Below are 18,779 nucleotides of genomic sequence, written 5' to 3'. Positions count from 1 at the left end.
GGCCCGAGGGCCCGCCCGGCCATCCGCGGGGGACGGACCGGGCGGGCCCCGATCACCGGAGCACAGCACACCACATGGGGAAGCGAGCGATCATGAGCGACGAGTCGAAGGTCAAGCAGCAGGACATCCACGCCACCTCCGAGCCCGTCCAGGCCGCCGAGGCGGCTCTCATCACGGGGGCCGGCGACGGCGAGGCGACCACTCAGGGCGACATCCACGCCACGACGGAGCCGGTCGAGACGATCGAGACGAAGGACATCCACGCCACGTCGGAGCCGTTCAAGCCGGTTCGGTGACGTGAGGTGACGCGAGGTGACGTGACGTGAGGTGACGTCACCGAAGGACACGCGGCGGCCGTGGTGGCCCGGAGGGGAGCCACCACGGCCGCCGCGCGTGTCTCAGGCGAGCCGTCGCAGCTCCCCCTTCACCACCTTCCCGCTCGCGTTCCGCGGCAGCTCCCCCACGAACTCCACCGACCTCGGCACCTTGTAGTTCGCCATCTCCCGGCGGGCCCAGGCGATGAGGTCGTCGGCGGTGAGGTGCGCGCCGGGGCGGCGGACGACATAGGCCTTGCCGACCTCGCCGAGGCGGGGGTCCGGGACGCCGATGACGGCCACGTCCGTCACATCCTGGTGCAGGCCGAGGAGTTGCTCTATCTCCGCCGGGTACGCGTTGAAGCCGCCGACGATGAACATGTCCTTCAGACGGTCGGTGATGCGCAGATTGCCCGCCGGGTCCAGGACGCCGACGTCCCCCGTGCGCAGCCAGCCGTCGGGGGTCAGCACCTCCCTCGTGGCCGCCTCGTCCTCGTAGTAGCCGCGCATGACGTTGAAACCGCGCACGAGCACCTCGCCGGGCTGTCCGGGAGGCGCCGCCACCCGGACCTCCGTGCCGGGGATCGCGCGGCCCGAGGTCGAGGCGATCACCGTGGGGTCGTCGCCGCGCCGGCACATCGTCACGATGCCGCTCGCCTCCGAGAGGCCGTACGCCGTGAGGACCGTCTCGACGCCCAGTTCGCCCCGCAGGCGTTCGACGAGCCGCAGGGGCACCACCGCCGCGCCCGTCACCACCAGCCGCAGGGACGAGAGGTCGTGGGCGTCCCTCGACGCGTGGTCCAGCAGGGACTGGTGGAGCGTGGGCGGGCCGGGGAGGACCGAGACCCGCTCGGCGGCCAGGTTCGCCAGGACCGTGTCCACGTTGAACACCGGCTGCGGGATCATCGTCGCGCCCCGCATCAGACAGGCGATCACCCCGGCCTTGTAGCCGAAGGTGTGGAAGAAGGGGTTGACGATGAGGTAGCGGTCGCCGTGGCGCAGTCCGGCCAGGTCGCTCCACACCTCGTAGGCCCGCAGGGTCTGCGCGTGCGTGATCACCGCGCCCTTGGGGCGGCCCGTCGTGCCCGAGGTGAAGACCAGGTCCGAGGGCCGGTCCCCGCGCACCGAGTCCGCCCGGGTCCGGACCTCCCCCGCGCCCACCCCCTCGCCGCTCGCCAGGAAGTCCTTCCAGGTGCGGAAGTCCGCGGGCGCGTCGTCGGAGAGGACGACCACCTGTTCGAGGGCGGGCAGGCCCGGCAGCGGGCCCCGGCCGCCCGAGGGCCCCTCCCCGGCCGCCCGCCGCAGCGAGGCCACGTACGACGTCCCGAGGAAGGTCCCCGTCACGAACAGCAGCCGCGTCCCGCTCCGGCGCAGCACGTCCGCCGCCTCCATCCCCTTGAACCGGGTGTTGAGCGGCACCAGCACCGCCCCCGCCGACACCGCGCCCAGCGCCGCGACCATCCAGTCCAGGGAGTTGGGGGCCCAGATGCCGATCCGGTCGCCCGCCCGCACCCCGCCCGCCAGGCAGGCCGCCGCCGCACGCTCCACCCGGGCGCCGAGTTCGCCGTACGGGATCCGGGTGCGGCCCTCCACCACGGCCTCGGTGTCCGCGTACCGCTCGGCCGCCCTGCGCACCAGTTCGGGGATCGTCCCCCACTCCACGTCACCGCGCATGACCGGCCCCTCCCCAGTAGCTGACTACCCGTCAGATTAGCGGTAACCTGACGGCCTGTCAGCCGCGATGACACCCAGTCACCCGCCTTGCGGAGGTGCGTGCAGCGTGACCCTCAAGGACGCCACCGCGATCGTCGGCATCGGCCAGACGCGGTTCGCCAAGCACCTCCCCGAGAGCGAGCGGACCCTCGCCTGCCGAGCCGTCCTCGCCGCGCTCGACGACGCCGGGATCGCCCCGGACGAGGTCGACGCGCTCGCCTCCTACACGATGGAGGAGACCGACGAGGTCGAACTGGCCAAGGCGGTCGGCTTCGGGGATCTGACCTACTTCAGCAAGGTGGGCTTCGGGGGCGGGGGTTCGTGCGCCACCGTCGCGCATCTGGCCGCGGCGATCGCCTCCGGCCAGGCCACGGTCGGCGTCGCCTGGCGGTCCCGCAAGCGCGGCAGCGGACCGCGCCCCTGGACCAACACCGCCGTCCAGCTCCCCACCCCCGCCCAGTGGACCCGCCCCTACGGCCTGCTCCGCCCGGCCGACGAGATAGCCATGCTGGCCCGCCGCTACATGCACGAGTACGGCGCGACCAGGGACCACCTCTTCAACGTGGCCCTCGCCTGCCGCAACCGGGCCAACCAGAACCCGGCCGCGATCATGTACGACCGCCCCCTCACCCGCGAGATGTACATGACCGCCCGCTGGATCAGCGAGCCCCTGTGCCTGTACGACAACTGCCTGGAGACGGACGGGGCGCTGGCCTGCGTGATCGTCGGCCGGGAACGGGCCCGGGACTGCCGGCAACGCCCGGTGTACGTCCACTCCGCCGCCCAGGGCCTGCCCGCCCAGCACCACGGCATGGTCAACTACTGGAACGACGACCCGCTGACCGGCCCGGCCTGGACGGCGGCCCGCCACCTCTGGAAACACGCCGACCTCACCCCCTCCGACGTCGACGTGGCCCAGATCTACGACGCGTTCACGGCGCTCGTCCCGCTCTCCCTGGAGGGCTACGGCTTCTGCGCGCGCGGCGAGGGCGGCGCGTTCACCGAGGGCGGTGCCCTGGAGATCGGCGGCCGGCTGCCCGTGAACACCGGCGGGGGCGGGCTGAGCGAGGCGTACGTGCACGGCTTCAACCTCATCAACGAGGGCGTACGGCAGCTGCGCGGCACCAGCACCGCCCAAGTCCCCGACGCCGCGACCTGCCTGGTCACGGCCGGCGAGGGCGTCCCGACCTCCGCCCTCCTGCTGAGGAGCTGACGACCATGCTGACCCCGGTCACCGACCCCGACGGCGCCCCGTTCTGGCAGTACGCCGCGCAGGGCGAACTCCGCGTCCAGACCTGCGCCGACTGCGCCGAGCCCCGCTTCCCGCCGCGACCCTGCTGCCCGCACTGCCAGTCCTTCGCGAGCGAGTGGCGGCCGACGTCCGGACGGGGCCGCATCTGGTCGTACGTCGTCCCGCACCCGCCCCTGCTCCCCGACTACGCGGCGCAGGCGCCGTACAACGTGATCCTGGTCGAACTCGCCGACGCGCCCCGGATCCGCCTGGTCGGCAACCTCGTACGGCACGCGGGCGCCCCCCTGGACTCCCTCCCCCCGGACCGGATCCGCATCGGCGCCCGGGTGCAGGCGGTCTTCACCGCCGAGGGGCTGGTGCAGTGGGTCCTGGAGCGGCCGTGAGCGTGAAGCTGGAGGTGACGAAGGAGACCGGGGTCGCGGTCGTCACGCTCGACCGCCCGCACAGACTGAACGCCGTCGACCTCGACACGGCCCGGCGGCTCGCCGAGGTGTGGCGGGAGCTGCGCTTCGACGACACCGTACGGGCCGTGGTCCTCACGGGCTCCGGATCGCGCGCCTTCAGCACCGGCCTCGACCGGGACGCCGTCGTCCCGCAGCCCTCCTCCCCCTATATGCAGGACGACCCCCTCCTCACCATCGGCCCCAAGGCGAACGACCTGTGGAAGCCGGTGATCGCGGCGGTGGAGGGAATGGCGTGCGGGGGAGCCTTCTATCTGCTGGGCGAGTGCGAGTTCATCGTGGCCGGCGCCGACGCCGTGTTCTTCGACCCGCACACCACGTACGGCATGGTCAGCGCGTACGAGTCGGTGCTGATGGCGGGGCGGATGCCGTACGGGGAGGCCGCGCGCATGATGCTGATGGGCACCGCCGAGCGGATCTCCGCCCGGCGGGCCCACGCCATCGGCCTGGTCTCCGAACTCACCGACCCCGGCGAGGCGCTGGGGGCCGCCACCGCCTGCGCCGCGGTCGTCGCCGGATACCCGCCCGCCGGCGTCCAGGGCACGGTACGGGCCCTGTGGTCGGCGACGGAGGCGGCACGCGGGGCGGGATACGCCCAGGCGCCGCATCTCATCGCCCTGGGGAACCTCCCCGACGAGCGGCAGGCGGAGCTGTTCACGGGGCGGTCGGGGGCGCGGCCTCGGATCCGGTGAGCACGGCCAGGGCCGGCGTCCTTGCCGTCCGAACCTGGTCAGACCAGGGCGGAGATGCAGAACGGATGCCCGGCGGGGTCCAGCAGGACCCTCCAGCGGTCGGGCTGGGGCTGGGTCGGGGGCTCGACCGCGCCCAGGGCCAGCAGGTGGGCCTGGGCGGCGTCCAGGTCGTCGACGCCCAGATCGATGTGGGCCTGCTTCTCCTGGGAAGGGTCCGGCCAGGTGGGATGCCGGTAGTCGGCCAGTCGGTTGAACCCCAGTCCGGCCGCTCCCTCCTGGCCGAGCAGGACGAAGTCGTCGGTCGAGTGGACGACGGGCAGGCCGAGGGCGGCGGCGTAGAAGCGGGCCAGTTCGGCGGGGTCCGGGCAGTCGAACGTGACGGCCGCGTAGCGGATGGCGGGCGCGGAGGTGTTTCCGGTGCTCGTGGGAGAAGTGCTCATGGGAGAGACGCTAGGACGGGACCAGGACAGATCCGGTCCTGGTCATGCGGGTCGTGCAGGACGAGTCATCCGGGACGAGTCATGCGGGACACTTCACGCTGTGATCAGCACCTCCGCCCGCCTGCTGCGCCTGGTCTCCCTGCTGTCCGCCCGGCCGTCGTGGACGTGCGGGGAGCTCGCCGAGCGGATGGAGGTCACCGAACGCACCGTGCGACGGGACGTGGCCAGGCTCCGGGAACTCGGCTACGGCGTCGAGTCCGACCCCGGACCGTGGGGCGGCTACCGTCTCGGCGGCGGCACCCGGATACCGCCCCTCGTCCTCGACGACGAAGAGGCACTGGCCGTCGCGGTCGGGCTGCGGGAGGCCGCGCTCAGCGGTGTCCTCGGCGGCGAACAGGCCGCGCTGTCGGCGCTGCTGAAACTGCGGCAGGTCCTGCCGCGACGGATCGCGGACCGGCTGGGCGAGATGGACGCGGCGTTCGTGCACACCGCGCGGCCCGACGAGCCGCAGATCACCCCCGGCATGCTGCTGGAACTGGCCACCGCGTGCCGCCGGGCCGAGCGGGCCCGTCTGTCGTACCGCGACCGGGAAGGGAAGAGCACGGTCCGGGACGTCGATCCGTACCGTCTGGTGCACACGGGACGCCGTTGGTACTTCGTCGCACGGGATGTGGCGCTGGGCGAGTGGCGGACGTTCCGGGCCGACCGGGTCCGGCAGATACGGCCGACCGGGCACCCGGTGGAGCTCGTCGACTCGCCCGACCCGGCGCTGCTCGTCTCCCGCTCCCTCACGAGCGGCACCTACCCCCTCTACGTCACGATCCGCCTCCCCCTCCCCCTGGACCGGGCGCTGCGGCTGATCCCGCCGACGGTCGGCGCCCACCGCCCGGGCGGCCCCGAGACCACGATCGTCGAGATCGGCGGCCCCGACGCGGAGGGGCTCGCCGCGTACCTCCTCGGTCTGGGCACACCGCTCCGGGTCCTGTCGCCGGACGCGGTACGGCAGGCACTGTCGCGCCGCGCCCGGGAGCTGGCCGCGGACAACGCGGACTGACCACCGCCCCCGCGCAGCCGGTCAGCCGTACATCGCCACGCGGTAGAAGGCCGCGAGCGCGTCGTCGATGGGGTGGGGCTGTGGTCGGCCGGCGGAGTCGAGCCTGTTCCACCGCTGGAGGTTCACCGCGACGGTCAGCTGCCGCTTGCCGTCGGCACGGATCATGGCTAGCGAGCCGGCTCCCCAGACCGTACCCCCGTGGCCCCAGTACGTCTCCTGGCCGGGAGCCTCCATGGCCTCCATCGGGTGCAGGCCGAGCCCGTACTCGATGATCTTTCCCTCCTGGGAGACGATCGGGACGGTGCGCTGCATCCGGGCCAGCGACGACGGGCCGACGATCTCGCCGGCGAGCAGCAGGCCGAAGAAGCGGTTGACGTCCGTGACCGTCGAGATCAGGGAGGCCGCCGGGCCCACCCAGGACATGTCGTAGACGCTGTAGTCGCGCGGAGGGTCGATCATGCCGAACCATGCCTCGTACATCTGCGAGTGCGGCCCGTCGACGTGCGGTCCGGTGGGGAACCCGGTGTCCCGGAGACCGGCGCGCTCGATGACGTTCCGGGTGATGTACTGCTCGGCCGTGGTGCCGGTCACCTGTTCCAGGAGTTGGCCGAGGAGCAGGTAGTTGGTGTTGGAGTACAGCCCCGGGGTGCCGCCGGGGGCGCCGGTGGCAGGTGCGGTGACGCCCATCTCGATCAGTTCGGTGGGGTGGAACCGGGTGAGCCGGTGGTCGTCCAGGCTCTGGGGGCCGGTGTCCGCGAGGGCGGGGAACGCCTTGAGGGAGGGGTAGGCGTAGGGGAGGTACTCGGCGAGGCCGCTGGTGTGGTTGATCAGCATCCGGACGGTGATCGCGTCACCGCGTTCGCCGGGAACCAGCTTCGGAAGGTACCGGCCGATCGGTGAGTCGAGACCGATCCGGCCGCTCTCGACCTGTTGCAGCACCGCGGCGGCGGTGAAGGTCTTGGTGACGCTGCCGACGCGGTGCCGCAGGTCGGCGGTGACGGGGCGCCCTGTGACGGCATCGGCGACCCCGGCGGCGCCGCGCCAGACCTGATCGCCGTCGCGCACCTCGGCGAACAGACCCGGCATCCCCGCGCGGTGGACGTTCTCGACGGCGGTGTTCAGGGCCACGGGATCGAATGGCTTCTTCACGGCGTGCGTCCTTTCGTCTGCGCTGTCCGATCGTTCGCGCTGTCCGACATCCTCATGTCCTCATTATGCACGCGGTGCGTGCAACGCCAAGTGCATGGGTTAGGCTGAATCCCGGCGGGCGGGGCTGAGCGGGGCGAGAGGAGCGAGATGGCAGGGCGAAGGCGCTGGTCGACCGAGGAGATCCTGGACGCGGCGGCGGAGCTGTTGCGCACGAGCGACGCCGAGTCGTTCAGCGTGCGCAAGCTCGCGGCGGTGCTCGGGACCGATTCCTCCAGCCTCTACCGGCACTTCCGCAGCAAGACCGAACTGCTGCGCGCGGTCGCCGACCGGATCCTCCTCGCCGCCATGGACGGCTACCGCCCCGAGGGCGACTGGAAGCAGCGCATCACGGCACTGGCCCTGCGCATGAGAGAGGCCTTCGGCCGGCAGCCCCAGCTCGCCGCGGTCTGGGGTCGCTACGCGTCGGGCGGCACCGGGTCCCGGCTGGTCATGGAAGAGGTGCTCCAGGCCCTGCGCGCGTCAGGACTGCCCGACGAGGAGATCCCGGCGCGCTACCACCGGCTCGCGGTCCTCATCGCCGCGCTGATCGCCTCCGAGGCCGGGGTCAGCACCATCACCCCGGCGGAACAGGAACAGGGCATGGAACTGTTCCGCGTCGCGGTCCTGGGCGCCGACCCCGAACACTTCCCGGCCCTGTCCCACTTCGCCCGCGCCGTCCGCCCCCTCGGCGCAGACCGCCAGGCCGCCTTCGAAGACCTCCTCGCCGCCCAACTCACCGACATCGAGAGGGCGATCCGCGGGAGCTAGCGCTACGGCCCGGTTTCGCGAAAGGAGTCCGGCATGAGCGTGACCAAGAAGGACGTGGTCAATGCCGCCCTCCCCGAGTACGCCGAACACCACGAGCGGGCCGCACTCGTGGCCAAGCACTTCCGGGCCGCCCAGCAGTGGGACTACGACGGCTGGCGGCGACACCGCGCCGAGGACAAGCAGGGCGCCGCCTGATCCACGCGTTCCCGGCGGTTGCGCTCGACCAAGGCTCCGCCGGCCCAGATGCACCCAGCGACGCAGCTGCCCATCAGCAGGAAATAGCCACCTGACGGGATTTGGGCGCTGCTTACTCCGTCACGGCCAGGTGCGCTCGACGCGGTCGCGCCGTACCGCGTAAGCCGCTGGACCGCCTCTGCCCACCGCCCGGTGGATCGCCTCGCGGTGTGCGTCGAGCCGTTCGACCATCTCGACGCTGCGGAGCTGCTGGTTGTCGAGGTAGAAAAGCACCGCCTCACGCTTGAGGACCGGCTGGATCTCCAGGTCACGGCTCTTGATCCGGCCGTCCTTCGAAAGCGGCACCCATGACCGGTCGAGGCCGTGGGTGATCCATTCCTCGTCGGGCACATCCTGCCCGTCGTCGGGGAAGACATCCCCGATGCGGTGAACGGTCCAGCCGCACTCCCTCAGCCCTTCCGCCACCCGACGCCCGAGATTGCGGTCGAGGAAGAACTCAGGCGGCAAGGCGCACCACTGCCCGGCACAGCGAGTCGACCTGCTCGGGTGTCATGTCGAAGTCGTACGCGATGTCCTCGACGCTCTCCCCGGCCTCCCACAGGTCGGTGATCGCGTTGACGGCCACACGATTTGCGGCCACGACGGGCCTCCCGTGCCCGAACCGCGGGTCGATCACTACGGGGACGGACTCCGGGTACTGCCTGAGCCGCAGGCTGGAAGGGAAGTCGTCGTCGGGTTCCCAGTTCAGGTAACGGAGGTAGTCGGAGACCACCTCGTGGATGGGGGCCTGACCATCCCTGGCCCTGCGGAGATCCCCGAGGCCGTGTTCGACGAAGATGTCCACGCCGTCCGTCGCGATGCGCCTCGAGACCAGGCCGTAGGGGGTGGCGAAGGCGTCCCGTACGGCTGCCGCCGCCTCCCTGATCTCGCTCATACGGAGTCCCAGGGCGCGCAGGGAACGGAGGGCGTGCGCCTCGGCCACCGCGATGAACGGCACCGACGGCTGCCCCGAGCGCAGTGGCTCAACCTGATGAACCAAAGGGGCTCCGGCGGCCCTGCCCTTCAGCCACGAGATGAGCGTCGACTGCGGAATCTGCAGGTAGGAGGCTGTTTCCGTGGGAGTCAGAAGTCCGTCACTGAACCTGTCGACCATGCCCCACCTCCTGCTGCCACCGCGTCCGGTACCGGGTTTCGCATCGTCGCACATCAAGCCTCCCACCCGGGGCCGGACCGCACACCCGCCCGTGGGCGGCTCAGCACGCCGCACGGAGACGGTCGCTGGACCGGCATTCCCGGCAGAGTTGAGGTTGCGGTGCGCGGATGGCGCGCTCGCAGCCGTCGCAGTTCCGGAAGGGCAGCAGGGCCGGTCGTCGGTCGCTGATCGGCGGGGTGGGAGGCGGCGCGGGCAGGGGGGTCTCGCGGAGGCGGAAGGCGAGGATGCCTGCCGGGCGGGCGAGGAAGCGGTCGGGGAGACCGGCGGTGAGCATGTCGGTGATCCGGTGTGCTCCCACGCCCGCCGCGAGCCACTCGGAGACGGCCGGCGCCAGGCGCGCGGCCTCCCGCTCGGAGAGCACCAGGCGGGGGTCGACACGGCGGAGTGCGGCCAGGACGGCGACTGCCTGCGGGTCGGCGTCCGAGAGTGGTGCCGGTGTCCCTGCCTGGTTCTGGGCAGAGGGTTCCGTCACTGCGGGCGGTTTTCTCGGGCGGGGTGGATTCGGCGGGCCGTCAGGGGGCGGGGTGCCACCGGGGACGTCGTAGAAGTACGTGCGGGTCCGGATGTGCCCGGAGGGCATGCGCTCGCGGCGGCGTTCCAGGTAGCCGGCCGCTTCGAGTTCCCTCAGCGCTCGCGAGATCAGGATCTCGCCCTCGCTGAAGTGCTCGCACAGGGCCGTGATGGTCACCGAGGAGCCGTCGGGGAGCGAGGAGATGTACGCCGCCACCCCGATCGTGACCGCGCTGCCGCGTCGCTGGGCGAGGGCGTTCGAGATCACGGTGAAGTCGGCCGTGAGGCGGGTGCGGATGTGGATCACGCCGGAGGTCGGAGCTCCGGCGTCGGCGCGCGAGGGCGCGTTAGACTGCGGTTCAGCCATCGGGAAGCGGTTCTTCCTGGTCGGTGAGGCCCTCGTTCGGGAAGCCACTCCCGGCCGGGGGCCGTTCTTTGTTTGCGGATGTCGCGGCGAACGTAACCGTCCGCATCCCGCGCCTGCAAGCCGGTCACCCGGACGAGTGACGCGGGCTGCGCGGCCGGGGAGGGTGGGTGGGCGGGAAGTTCTTTACCCCGGTTCTTTCAGGAGGTCAGCGGCCCGCCGGACCCTCGCGGACAAGGGTCCGGTGAGGGAGCGTCAGGCCTTCAGCGCGCCTATGAAGGCAGCCCAGGACGCCGCTTCGAAGCACAGTGCCGGGCCGTGCGGGGCCTTGCTGTCACGGACCGGGACGACGGCCCCGGCCCATGTCGAGTGACATCAGCGGGGGCAGAGCCATCGCCCTCAGTCGATCGTAGGTCAGTGCGAAGCTCCTGACCTCGTCCGGATCCTCGATGAGTTGGCCGTAGTGCGCGCCCTCCGTGTAGGCGATCTCCGTACCGTCCGGCATGGTCAGGACGGTGAGCCGTCGCATTCCTGAGCAGCCGCTCCAACTGCTCACGCATCACCGGCCGGCCGCCGACCGGGCGCCGGAGCACCGCCTCGTCGAGGACCACCCACAGCTCGGGCCGGTCGGGGGCACTGAGGCGCTCCTGCCGTCCCATACGAAGAGCGACCCGCTCCTCCAACTGCTCCTTGCTGCCCAGCGTTCGACCGACGCTCAGCACCGCCCTCGCGTAGTCCTGCGTCTGCAGCAAGCCAGGCACCAGATGAGCCGCGTACTCGCGGATGGCCACCGCCCGCTCCGCGTACTCCATGAACCTCCGCGACCAGTCCGGAAACGCCTCCCGAGGGCCGCGTCCAGCGCGCGGGCCAGTTCCAGCGTCGGCTTCGCCCCGGATGCGCGCTCGATCTGGGTGATCCGGGTGCTCACCACGTGGGTCCGGTCGCCGAGTTCGGCCTGGGTCAGGCCCGCCGTCGTACGGAGTCTGCGCACCCGCGTGCCGAACAGGGCCGCCATCGACACGCTGGGGTCAATTCCGTTGGCCAAGGCGTCACTTCCGTTCCTTACGGGCTGAAAAGTAAGGCTGTGTCACCTGTCGAGCGTAGGGCGATCGGCCGACTCTTGAACACGGAACGTGATGACTCGCGTACAGACGACAGACGAGGACGGACAGGCCGTGTTGACAGGAACGCCCGTATTCACCGAGCAGTTCGTCTCCTCGCCGCGAGGTGCACAGCTCGCCCGGCGGCTCGCCGTGCGGTGGATGGAGGAGTGGGGGTACGCGCCGACGTCCGACGTGTCGTGTGCGGTCGCCCTCGTCGTCGGCGAGCTCGCCGCGAACGCCGTACGGCACGGGAGGGTTCCGGGGCGGGACTTCGGTCTGCGGCTCGCTCTCGACGTGACCGCCGGGCTGGTGCGGGTCGAGGTCGCGGACGCCGCCTCCGGGAAACGGCCGCCCACAGCCCCGCCGTCGCCCTGCCCGGAGGGCGAGTCCGGGCGGGGACTGTTGCTGGTGGACGCCCTGGCCGTGCGCCGGGGGGCGGCGGACCGGCATCCTCTGGGCAAGACCGTGTGGGCGGAGGTGTCTGTCGGGGCGGGGGGTCAGGAGAAGTGCGGGCTCTGACGCCCACGTACGCCGGCTCAGCTGCCGTCCGTCCAGTACTTCTGGAGTCTCGCGACCGCCTCGTCCTTGGTCATCCCCGCCACGGTGTCCTCGCCGACGCCCACCCGATGGATCAGCAGATGCACCAGGTCGGCCGGAAGCGCCTCGCGGGGCGGTTCGGGAGCGCCTCGGCCGGGCAGCTCGCCCCGCTGTACGCAGGCCCAGAACTCGTCCTCGGTGACATCCAGTTGGTCACGCAGGATGTGCCCCCACATCGCGGCTCCGTACGCGGTGCGGTCCACCGGGTGCGAGATTCTGGTACGCAGGATCCGGCCGTCGTACAGGGTGAGTTCGTAGGTCACATGATGGGTACCGGTGCGCCCGCGTGCGTCCCGGACGCGCTCCCACTTCTCGGCGCGGCAGAAATGGTCATGGTTCTCACGGTCGGGCTGGGGCCAGGTCACCTCGGGGCACCCACCAGCCAGTCGTGCAGCTGTCCGTCATCACTGAGGGCGATCAGCTGCACCAGGCCCCAGTTGTCCGCGTGATTGGGCGCGGTCCGCAGCCTGTCCTGCCAGTCCTCGGCGTACTCGCGCAGGACCTGGACCATCTCCCCTATGGCTTCGTCGAACGTGGCCCCGTCGGCGGCCAACGGCAGGCCCGGCAGAAAGACGGACCAGCCGTTCGCCTCGGCGACCACCTCGGCCTTCGACGGGCACACCAGCGACAGATGGTGGCGCAGTCGCTCCACGTCCACGACCGCCGAGCGGCCGGAGTCACGGCGCACGGTCGCCACGCGCCCCTCGTCGGCCGCGTCGAGGAGGTCCTTCAGGTGTGCGCGGGCCTGGGTGTAGCTCTCGTAGTGCACCGCGGCCATGGCCTGCCTCCTCGCTCGTCCCGACCTCCCCAGGGTGCGCCCGGGCGCCAGGTACGTCAAGTACGTCACGTACTTGACGTACGCACGTCAGTCGACCGGTGCGTACGGCTCCGGCTCGCAGTGGTCGATCTTGGCCGCGAGGGCCGGGGTGGAGAGGTCCACCCGGACCGTCGTCGTGTCGTTTCCGGCGACGTACTCGGATGCGGTCCGTTCCTCCACCTGGTCGGAGTCGGCGTCGAGGAAGCCGACCGTGACGGTGAAGTAGTCGCCGGTGGAGTTGGGGTTGGTGACCGTCACCGTGGCGTACGGGTCGGTCTTCGTCACGCAGCTGACCAGCTCGACCTGGGCGTCCTGCACGGTCGTGGAGCTGTTCTGCCCGGACGAGGTGTCGTCGTCGTCCGTCTCGTCGTGGTCCTGGCTGGAGCTGCTGCACCCGCCGCCCCCGCCGCCGCTGCTGCCGCTGTGACGGCTGCCGCCGCTGCGGCTCTTGCCGCTGCCGCTCTTGCCGGTGCCGCCGTGGCTGCTCGTGGAGAAGCCCGTCAGTGCCAGCACCACCAGCACCGACACCGCCGCGAACCGGAACTTTCCGTACCCCCGTCGATTCATACCGTCAGCCTAGACAGTCGCTGTCACGGGCATGTCACTGCCTGGCGACCGCACGACACCCGGCGTAGCGTCTGCGGTGGCGGCCGCCGTCTGGACCCTTTCCGTGTAGCCCCGGTACGACGGCCGTCCCGGACGACCGCCCCCTGGATCAGGCCGTGCGTGCCGTGCCCGTCCCCTTCTCCGCGTCCAGCGCGTACACACAGCGGTCCTTGCTGCACGCGTACACCACGCCGTCCCGGACCACCGGGGAGCCGGTGATCTCGCCGCCGGTGGCCAGCTTCCAGCGCAGGCGGCCGTCGTCCGCCTTGAGGGTGTAGAGCAGGTGGTCGGTGGAGCCGAAGTGGATACGGCCCGCCTCGACCGCCGGGGAGCCCACGATGTCGCCGCCCGCCTGGAAGCGCCACTTGGGGGTGCCGGTGACCGCGTCGAGGGTGTAAAGGCCCTTGCCGCTGCCCACGTGGACGTGGCCCGCGGCGACGAGCACCGGGTCGATCGACGCGCGGGACTCCGTGGCGATGCGCCAGCGGTCGCGGCCGTCGGCGGCGTCGAGGGCGTAGACCGTGCCGAGGTAGTCGGCGAGGTAGACGCCACCGCCGGTGACGGCGGGGCCGGGGACGAAGGCGGGCGGGGAGAGGAAGACCGCGGGGGCCTCGAAGTGCCAGCGCACCCTGCCGCTCGTCACGTCGACGGCGATGACGCGGGTGCCGGCCGAGACGTAGACGTAGCCGTCGGGAGCGGGGGTGACCCGGACCGGGACGCCGCCGCAGGAGGCCGCGTCGCCGATGGGGTACGACCAGCGCTCGTCACCCGTACGGGCGTCCAGGGCTCTGAGCCGGGCGTCCTGCCAGACGAAGACCGTGCCGTCGTGCAGGGCGGGGCCCGCCTCGGGCGACTCGAAGTCGCTCTGGCAGCCGGAGATCTCCCAGAGCTTCTGCCCGGTGGAGGCCTCCCAGGCCTGGACCCCGCCGCCGCGGGTGGCGGTGACGACCGTGCCGCGCTCGGCCCTGAGGCAGTAGACCCAGGCGTCCGTCTGGAGCCGCCACAGGTCCTGGCCCTCGCGGGCCTCCAGGGCGAAGAGGGTGGGGCCGTCGGAGGCGTGGACGCGGCCGTCCGCGACCGCCATCGACCAGGCCACGTCCCGGGTCTTGAAGCGGCGCCGTCCGGTCGCCACGTCGAGCGCGTGCACCTCGAAGGAGGTGACGTAGACGAGGTCGCCGAAGACGGCCGGGGTGCCCCACACGTCGTTCGACATGCGGAACCGCCAGGGCCGCCAGCCCGCCGGGTGGGCGTCGGGGGCCGCCGCCGTCTGCGGGGCCGTGAGGGCGGTGTCGGCGCCGGTGCCCAGGGCGGGGCGGATCCGGGTCCAGTTGGCGACCAGACCGGGCTCGGGCAGCGGCGCCTTGACGGCGGCGGTGGCGCGGACGTCGGCGACGCGCGGGCCGGGGCCGATCGGCACGGCCGCGCCGGCCAGCCGGACCGGCCCGGGTTCGGGGGCGCCGACGGCGGCGGGCACCGGGCCGGGCGCGGGCACCACGGGGTCGTGGGAGGGCGGCGGCGGCAGCGGCAGCGGGCCGCGCGGGCTCACCGGCGCCGGTTTGAGGGCGGGACGGCCGCCGCGGCGGGTCTCGATGAGGGTGACCGCCTTCTCGGGCAGCCACGCCGACGCCGTACCGCTGTCGTCGGAACCGGAGCCGAAGAGGTGCGGGGCCAGCTGGGCCTGGAGGTCGGCCGGGTTGGGGCGGGCCTTGGCGTCCATCTGCATGAGGGACTCGATGAGGGGGCGGAGTTCGTCCGGGAGCCCTTCGAGGTCCGGTTCCTCGCGCAGCAGCATGAAGACGGTCTCGACCGGGTTGGCGCCGTGGAAGGGCGGGTGGCCGGTGGCGGCGAAGACGAGCATGGAGCCGAGGGAGAAGACATCGCTGGCGCCGGTGACGCTGCGGGAGTCCTTGGCCTGCTCGGGGGACATGTAGGCGGGGGTGCCGACGGCGACGTTCGTCATCGTCAAACGGGTGTTCGAGACTCCGGAGGCGATGCCGAAGTCGATCACCCGGGGGCCGTCCTCGACGACGAGGACGTTGGAGGGCTTCAGGTCGCGGTGGACCAGCCCGGCGCCGTGGATCGACTGGAGCGCCTCGGCGACGCCCGCCGCGAGCCAGCGCACGGCCTGGGCCGGCATCGGCCCGCAGTCGTTCACTATCTCCTCGAGGGAGGGCGCGGGGACGTAGGCCGTGGCGAGCCAGGGCACGGCGGCGCGCGGGTCGGCGTCGACCACGGCGGCCGTGTAGAAGCCGGAGACCGCCCGCGCCGCCTCGACCTCGCGCGTGAAGCGCACGCGGAAGAGCTGGTCCTCGGCGAGCTCGGTCCGGACCGTCTTGATCGCCACGCGCCGGCCCGACGCCGAGCGCGCCAGATAGACCAGCCCCATGCCGCCGGCCCCCAGCCGTCCCAGCACCTCGAACGGCCCGATCCGCCGCGGATCGTGCTGCGTCAGCTGATCCACCACTTGCCTGCCACCTCCCCGTACGGGCCACGTCACCCACTATGTGTACGCGACCGAAGTGCAGCGTCTCACCACCGCACCGCCATGGCGGCACGCACCCCAGATTCTTCCTGGCCGGGCGGCTGGTTGCGAACCCGGGGGCGATCGGGGTGTCTCATCTCATATACGGGCGAAACAGCATGCAAGACGGGGCGTGAGCGGGTACTCCAGTACGTGGTTCAACGCTGAAGCAGCGCGAACGACGCACCTTGATTGTCCGTGACGACCGCCACGATTCCGTACGAGGCCGTGAACGGGCCCGCCTGGACCCGCCCGCCGAGCCGGCTCACGGTGCCGAGAGCCGCCTCGCAGTCCCGGACCCCGAAGTGCACCAGGAAGTGCGGCGGCATGACCTCCGGGAAGACGTCGGTGACCGGCACCCGGCCGAAGTCGGGTGCGGCGCCGGGGCCGAAGAGCGCCTCGTGGAAGAGATGGCCGTAGAAGGTGTTGGCGATCTCGGTGTCCCGGGCGTACAGCTGCGCCCAGGCGAAGGCGCCGGGGATGTGCCGGACGCCGAAACCGGGGTGGCCGCCCGGCTGCCAGAGGCCGAAGACGGCGCCCTCGGGGTCGGCGGCGAGCGCGGCGAAGCCCAGGCCGTCCACCGGGAACGGGGGCATGACCACCTGGCCGCCGGCCGAGCGGATCCGCCGGACGGTGGCCTCGGCGTCGGGGGTGGAGAAGTACACCGTCCAGACGGTGGGCATCCGGCCGTCCGTCTTGTGGGCCAGCGCGGCGACCGGCCTGCCGTCCAGCAGGGCCCACACGGAGGCGCCGTACGCCTCCTGGAAGGTCCATCCGAAGAGCTCGCCGTAGAACCGCCTGCCCGCGTCCACGTCCGGAAGCTGCGCGTCCACCCAGCACGGGATGCCCTCGGGGACCGCCCCGGCGCCACCCTCTGTGTTCACCGATGCCCTGTTTTCGGCCATGCAGCCAAACTAACGGCGGTTCACGCAACGCGCAGACCAGCACACCCTTCCTCCGTGCCCCTCGCACCCCATTTGCAGTCGGCCGAATAGCGCTCCGATCACCCCTCGGTAAGCTGACGGCATGACAGGACAAGTGCGTACCGTCGACGGCCGCGTGGCCGGCCGGCGCGGGCAGGCGACGCGGCAGAAGCTGCTGGACTGCCTCAGCGAGATGCTCAGCTCCTCTCCGTACCGGGACGTCAAGGTCATCGACGTGGCCCGGAAGGCGGGCACTTCGCCCGCGACCTTCTACCAGTACTTCCCGGACGTCGAGGGCGCCGTCCTGGAGATCGCCGAGCAAATGGCCACCGAGGGCGCCGGGTTGACCGAGTTGCTGGAGGGCCGCTCGTGGGTCGGCAGGGCCGGCTGGCAGACGGCGCAGGAACTCGTCGACGGGTTCCTGGAGTTCTGGAAGAGGAACGACGCGATCCTGCGGGTCGTCGATCTGGGCGCGGCCGAGGGCGACAAGCGCTTCTACAAGCTGCGTATGAAGATCCTCAACTCGGTGAACAACTCGCTCTCGGACGCCGTCGCCGAACTGCAGTCCAAGGGCCGGGTCGACAAGGACGTGAACCCGGCCGCGGTCGCCGGTTCGCTGGTCGCGATGCTCGCGGCGGTCGCCTCGCACCAGAAGGGCTTCACGTCCTGGGGCGTCAAGCAGGCCGAACTCAAGCCGAACCTCGCGCTGTTGGTCCACCTCGGCATCACCGGTAAGAAGCCGACGAAGTAGCTTTCGAAGTCCTGTCTGGCGGGCGGTGGTTCCACGAGGGTGGGACCACCGCCCTTGCCCTATGCCGGCAGCGGCCGGTCCTTGACCACGTGCTTCATCACCAGCGTCGACGTCAGCCGCTGCACCCCCGGCAGCGTCGCGAGCCGCTCGTCGTAGAGCCGCTGGAAGGCCGCGAGGTCGGCCGTCGCGACCCGCAGCAGATAGTCGGGCTCCCCGAAGAGCCGCTGGGCGTCCAGGACGTGGTCCAGCTCGCCCACCGCCCGCTCGAACTCGGCGACCGTGTCCCGGTCCTCCTGTCGCATGGACACGAAGACCAGCGCCTCGAAGGTCAGCCCCACGGCGGCCGGCTCCACCACCGCCCGGTAGCCGCTGATCGCCCCGGACCGCTCCAGCTCCCGCAGCCGCCGATGGCAGGGCGAGACGCTCAGGCGCACCCGCGCGGCCAGCTCGGTCACGGTCAGCCGCCCGTCCTGCTGCAGCTCGGCAAGAATCTTCCGGTCCACGTCGTCCATGGGGCAGATCTTCCCCCATTCTGGTCGTTTCAGGGAAAAGAACGGGAACACTTTCGGCCGGATCACGCCTAATGTCCCCGGCATGGACACGGGAACGCTGATTTCTTTCCTCGCGCTGGACCTGCTGCTGGTCTGTGTGCCGGGCGCCGACTGGGCGTATGTGATCTCCGCCGGGCTGCGCGGCCGTTCGGTGGGGGCGGCGGTGGGCGGCCTGGTGAGCGGCTACGCCCTGCACACCGCGCTGGCGACGGCGGGCCTGGCCGTCCTGGTCGCGGGCTCCCCCGCCCTGCTCACCGCGCTCACCGTGGCGGGGGCGGGGTATCTGGTGTGGCTGGGGTGGGGGGTGCTGCGCCGGCCGGGGGTGCCGGAGGAGGGCGAGCAGGTGGTCGAGGGCCGGGTCTTCCTGCGGGGCGCGACGATCAGCGGCCTGAACCCCAAGGGGCTGCTGCTGTATCTGTCGATCCTGCCGCAGTTCCTGGTGACCGGGGACGGCGGGCACCTCCCGGTGGCCGCGCAGACCGCCGCCCTCGGGGTGCTGCACATGGCGTGCTGCGCCGCCGTGTACCTAGCGGTCGGCGTCCTGGCCCGGGCGGTCCTGGGCGCCCGTCCGGCGGCGGCCCGGGCGGTCACCCGGACCTCGGGGGCGGCGATGCTGGGGATCGGCACGTTCCTGCTGATACAGCACGCCTTCTAGGGCCTGTCCGGCGGATCATGCCGCAGACGCGGGGCCTGGCACGCCCATCTGCGGCGTTGTCGTCGGTTGCCGACGCTCCGCGTCGACGCCC

22 protein-coding genes and 2 pseudogenes are annotated in these 18,779 nt (G+C 71.7%); 10 read left to right on the top strand and 14 right to left on the bottom strand.

Going from position 1 to position 18,779, the window contains the following annotated elements:
• Positions 1–92 precede the first annotated feature (92 nt).
• Positions 93–296: a hypothetical protein gene (locus tag ABZ464_RS38865; protein WP_359285802.1), complete on the top strand. Its 204-nt coding sequence runs from the start codon at positions 93–95 to the stop codon at positions 294–296.
• A 102-nt stretch (positions 297–398) separates the two neighbouring features.
• Here ABZ464_RS38865 and ABZ464_RS38860 read toward each other — a convergent pair whose 3' ends face one another.
• Positions 399–1,988 (bottom strand): FadD3 family acyl-CoA ligase, encoded by a 1,590-nt coding sequence (locus tag ABZ464_RS38860; RefSeq protein WP_359285799.1) that lies wholly within the window; start codon positions 1,986–1,988, stop codon positions 399–401.
• A 67-nt stretch (positions 1,989–2,055) separates the two neighbouring features.
• Here ABZ464_RS38860 and ABZ464_RS38855 point away from each other — a divergent pair, with 67 nt between their 5' ends.
• Genes ABZ464_RS38855 through ABZ464_RS38845 form a run of 3 tightly spaced genes read left to right on the top strand, consistent with a single transcriptional unit; the run spans position 2,056 to position 4,432 of the window.
• The gene (locus ABZ464_RS38855; RefSeq protein WP_359285796.1) at positions 2,056–3,240 is read left to right on the top strand and encodes a lipid-transfer protein; all 1,185 of its coding nucleotides are present in this window, start codon (positions 2,056–2,058) and stop codon (positions 3,238–3,240) included.
• A 5-nt stretch (positions 3,241–3,245) separates the two neighbouring features.
• On the top strand, positions 3,246–3,662 hold the full coding sequence (locus ABZ464_RS38850) for an OB-fold domain-containing protein (RefSeq protein WP_359285793.1): 417 nt from the start codon (positions 3,246–3,248) through the stop codon (positions 3,660–3,662).
• Positions 3,659–4,432: an enoyl-CoA hydratase/isomerase family protein gene (locus tag ABZ464_RS38845; protein ID WP_359285789.1), complete on the top strand. Its 774-nt coding sequence runs from the start codon at positions 3,659–3,661 to the stop codon at positions 4,430–4,432. Before ABZ464_RS38850 ends, ABZ464_RS38845 begins: the two co-directional genes overlap by 4 nt.
• A 38-nt stretch (positions 4,433–4,470) precedes the next feature.
• Here ABZ464_RS38845 and ABZ464_RS38840 read toward each other — a convergent pair whose 3' ends face one another.
• Positions 4,471–4,872 (bottom strand): VOC family protein, encoded by a 402-nt coding sequence (locus tag ABZ464_RS38840; protein WP_359285786.1) that lies wholly within the window; start codon positions 4,870–4,872, stop codon positions 4,471–4,473.
• Between the two features lie 100 nt (positions 4,873–4,972).
• Between ABZ464_RS38840 and ABZ464_RS38835 the strand changes: the two genes are divergently transcribed.
• Positions 4,973–5,926: a WYL domain-containing protein gene (locus ABZ464_RS38835; RefSeq protein ID WP_359285783.1), complete on the top strand. Its 954-nt coding sequence runs from the start codon at positions 4,973–4,975 to the stop codon at positions 5,924–5,926.
• A 21-nt stretch (positions 5,927–5,947) separates the two neighbouring features.
• Here the strand turns inward: ABZ464_RS38835 and ABZ464_RS38830 are convergent, their stop codons facing one another.
• On the bottom strand, positions 5,948–7,075 hold the full coding sequence (locus ABZ464_RS38830; protein ID WP_359285780.1) for a serine hydrolase domain-containing protein: 1,128 nt from the start codon (positions 7,073–7,075) through the stop codon (positions 5,948–5,950).
• A 147-nt stretch (positions 7,076–7,222) separates the two neighbouring features.
• On the opposite strand from ABZ464_RS38830, the gene ABZ464_RS38825 reads away from it, so the two are divergent.
• Together ABZ464_RS38825 and ABZ464_RS38820 are read left to right on the top strand one after the other, a co-directional pair.
• A complete protein-coding gene (locus ABZ464_RS38825; RefSeq protein WP_359285777.1) occupies positions 7,223–7,882 on the top strand; it encodes a TetR/AcrR family transcriptional regulator in 660 nt (219 codons plus the stop codon).
• A 33-nt stretch (positions 7,883–7,915) separates the two neighbouring features.
• Complete coding sequence (locus tag ABZ464_RS38820; RefSeq protein ID WP_359285774.1) at positions 7,916–8,077, top strand: hypothetical protein; 162 nt, start codon at positions 7,916–7,918, stop codon at positions 8,075–8,077.
• Positions 8,078–8,197: 120 nt separating this feature from the next.
• Here the strand turns inward: ABZ464_RS38820 and ABZ464_RS38815 are convergent, their stop codons facing one another.
• The 5 genes and pseudogenes from ABZ464_RS38815 to ABZ464_RS38795 form a co-directional block, all read right to left on the bottom strand.
• A complete protein-coding gene (locus ABZ464_RS38815) occupies positions 8,198–8,584 on the bottom strand; it encodes a toxin-antitoxin system, toxin component, PIN family protein (RefSeq protein WP_359285771.1) in 387 nt (128 codons plus the stop codon).
• A complete protein-coding gene (locus ABZ464_RS38810) occupies positions 8,574–9,230 on the bottom strand; it encodes a DUF433 domain-containing protein (protein ID WP_359285768.1) in 657 nt (218 codons plus the stop codon). Before ABZ464_RS38810 ends, ABZ464_RS38815 begins: the two co-directional genes overlap by 11 nt.
• 100 nt (positions 9,231–9,330) lie before the next feature.
• Positions 9,331–10,167 (bottom strand): hypothetical protein, encoded by an 837-nt coding sequence (locus ABZ464_RS38805; protein WP_359285765.1) that lies wholly within the window; start codon positions 10,165–10,167, stop codon positions 9,331–9,333.
• A 252-nt stretch (positions 10,168–10,419) separates the two neighbouring features.
• Positions 10,420–10,476 (bottom strand): annotated as a pseudogene (locus ABZ464_RS38800) (DUF397 domain-containing protein); the annotation flags it as partial.
• Between the two features lie 49 nt (positions 10,477–10,525).
• Positions 10,526–11,179 (bottom strand): annotated as a pseudogene (locus ABZ464_RS38795) (helix-turn-helix transcriptional regulator); the annotation flags it as partial.
• Between the two features lie 121 nt (positions 11,180–11,300).
• On the opposite strand from ABZ464_RS38795, the gene ABZ464_RS38790 reads away from it, so the two are divergent.
• Entirely contained in the window at positions 11,301–11,786 is a 486-nt protein-coding gene (locus ABZ464_RS38790) for an ATP-binding protein (RefSeq protein ID WP_359285762.1), read from the top strand.
• 17 nt (positions 11,787–11,803) lie between these two features.
• On the opposite strand, the gene ABZ464_RS38785 is transcribed toward ABZ464_RS38790, so the two are convergent.
• From ABZ464_RS38785 to ABZ464_RS38765, 5 genes are all read right to left on the bottom strand, one after another.
• On the bottom strand, positions 11,804–12,229 hold the full coding sequence (locus tag ABZ464_RS38785) for a cytotoxic translational repressor of toxin-antitoxin stability system (RefSeq protein ID WP_359285760.1): 426 nt from the start codon (positions 12,227–12,229) through the stop codon (positions 11,804–11,806).
• Positions 12,226–12,642 carry a prevent-host-death protein gene (locus ABZ464_RS38780; protein WP_359285757.1) on the bottom strand — a complete coding sequence of 139 codons (417 nt, stop codon included), beginning with the start codon at positions 12,640–12,642 and terminating at the stop codon, positions 12,226–12,228. Before ABZ464_RS38780 ends, ABZ464_RS38785 begins: the two co-directional genes overlap by 4 nt.
• Positions 12,643–12,729: 87 nt before the next feature.
• Positions 12,730–13,248, bottom strand: coding sequence for a hypothetical protein (locus ABZ464_RS38775; protein ID WP_359285754.1), 519 nt, complete (start codon positions 13,246–13,248; stop codon positions 12,730–12,732).
• A 148-nt stretch (positions 13,249–13,396) separates the two neighbouring features.
• Entirely contained in the window at positions 13,397–15,751 is a 2,355-nt protein-coding gene (locus tag ABZ464_RS38770) for a serine/threonine-protein kinase (protein ID WP_359285751.1), read from the bottom strand.
• A gap of 215 nt (positions 15,752–15,966) precedes the next feature.
• A complete protein-coding gene (locus ABZ464_RS38765) occupies positions 15,967–16,713 on the bottom strand; it encodes a VOC family protein (protein WP_359285748.1) in 747 nt (248 codons plus the stop codon).
• A 133-nt stretch (positions 16,714–16,846) separates the two neighbouring features.
• On the opposite strand from ABZ464_RS38765, the gene ABZ464_RS38760 reads away from it, so the two are divergent.
• A complete protein-coding gene (locus ABZ464_RS38760) occupies positions 16,847–17,482 on the top strand; it encodes a TetR family transcriptional regulator (protein ID WP_359285998.1) in 636 nt (211 codons plus the stop codon).
• 59 nt (positions 17,483–17,541) lie between these two features.
• Here the strand turns inward: ABZ464_RS38760 and ABZ464_RS38755 are convergent, their stop codons facing one another.
• Positions 17,542–17,994 (bottom strand): Lrp/AsnC family transcriptional regulator, encoded by a 453-nt coding sequence (locus ABZ464_RS38755; protein WP_055638133.1) that lies wholly within the window; start codon positions 17,992–17,994, stop codon positions 17,542–17,544.
• A gap of 82 nt (positions 17,995–18,076) precedes the next feature.
• Here ABZ464_RS38755 and ABZ464_RS38750 point away from each other — a divergent pair, with 82 nt between their 5' ends.
• The gene (locus tag ABZ464_RS38750; protein WP_359285745.1) at positions 18,077–18,688 is read left to right on the top strand and encodes a LysE family translocator; all 612 of its coding nucleotides are present in this window, start codon (positions 18,077–18,079) and stop codon (positions 18,686–18,688) included.
• Positions 18,689–18,779 lie beyond the last annotated feature (91 nt).

It is taken from the genome of Streptomyces sp. NPDC005820 (genome assembly GCF_040630255.1).
Lineage (GTDB): Bacteria > Actinomycetota > Actinomycetes > Streptomycetales > Streptomycetaceae > Streptomyces.
Note: the sequence above shows the minus strand (reverse complement) of the source record. Positions and strands in the feature narration are given on the sequence as shown.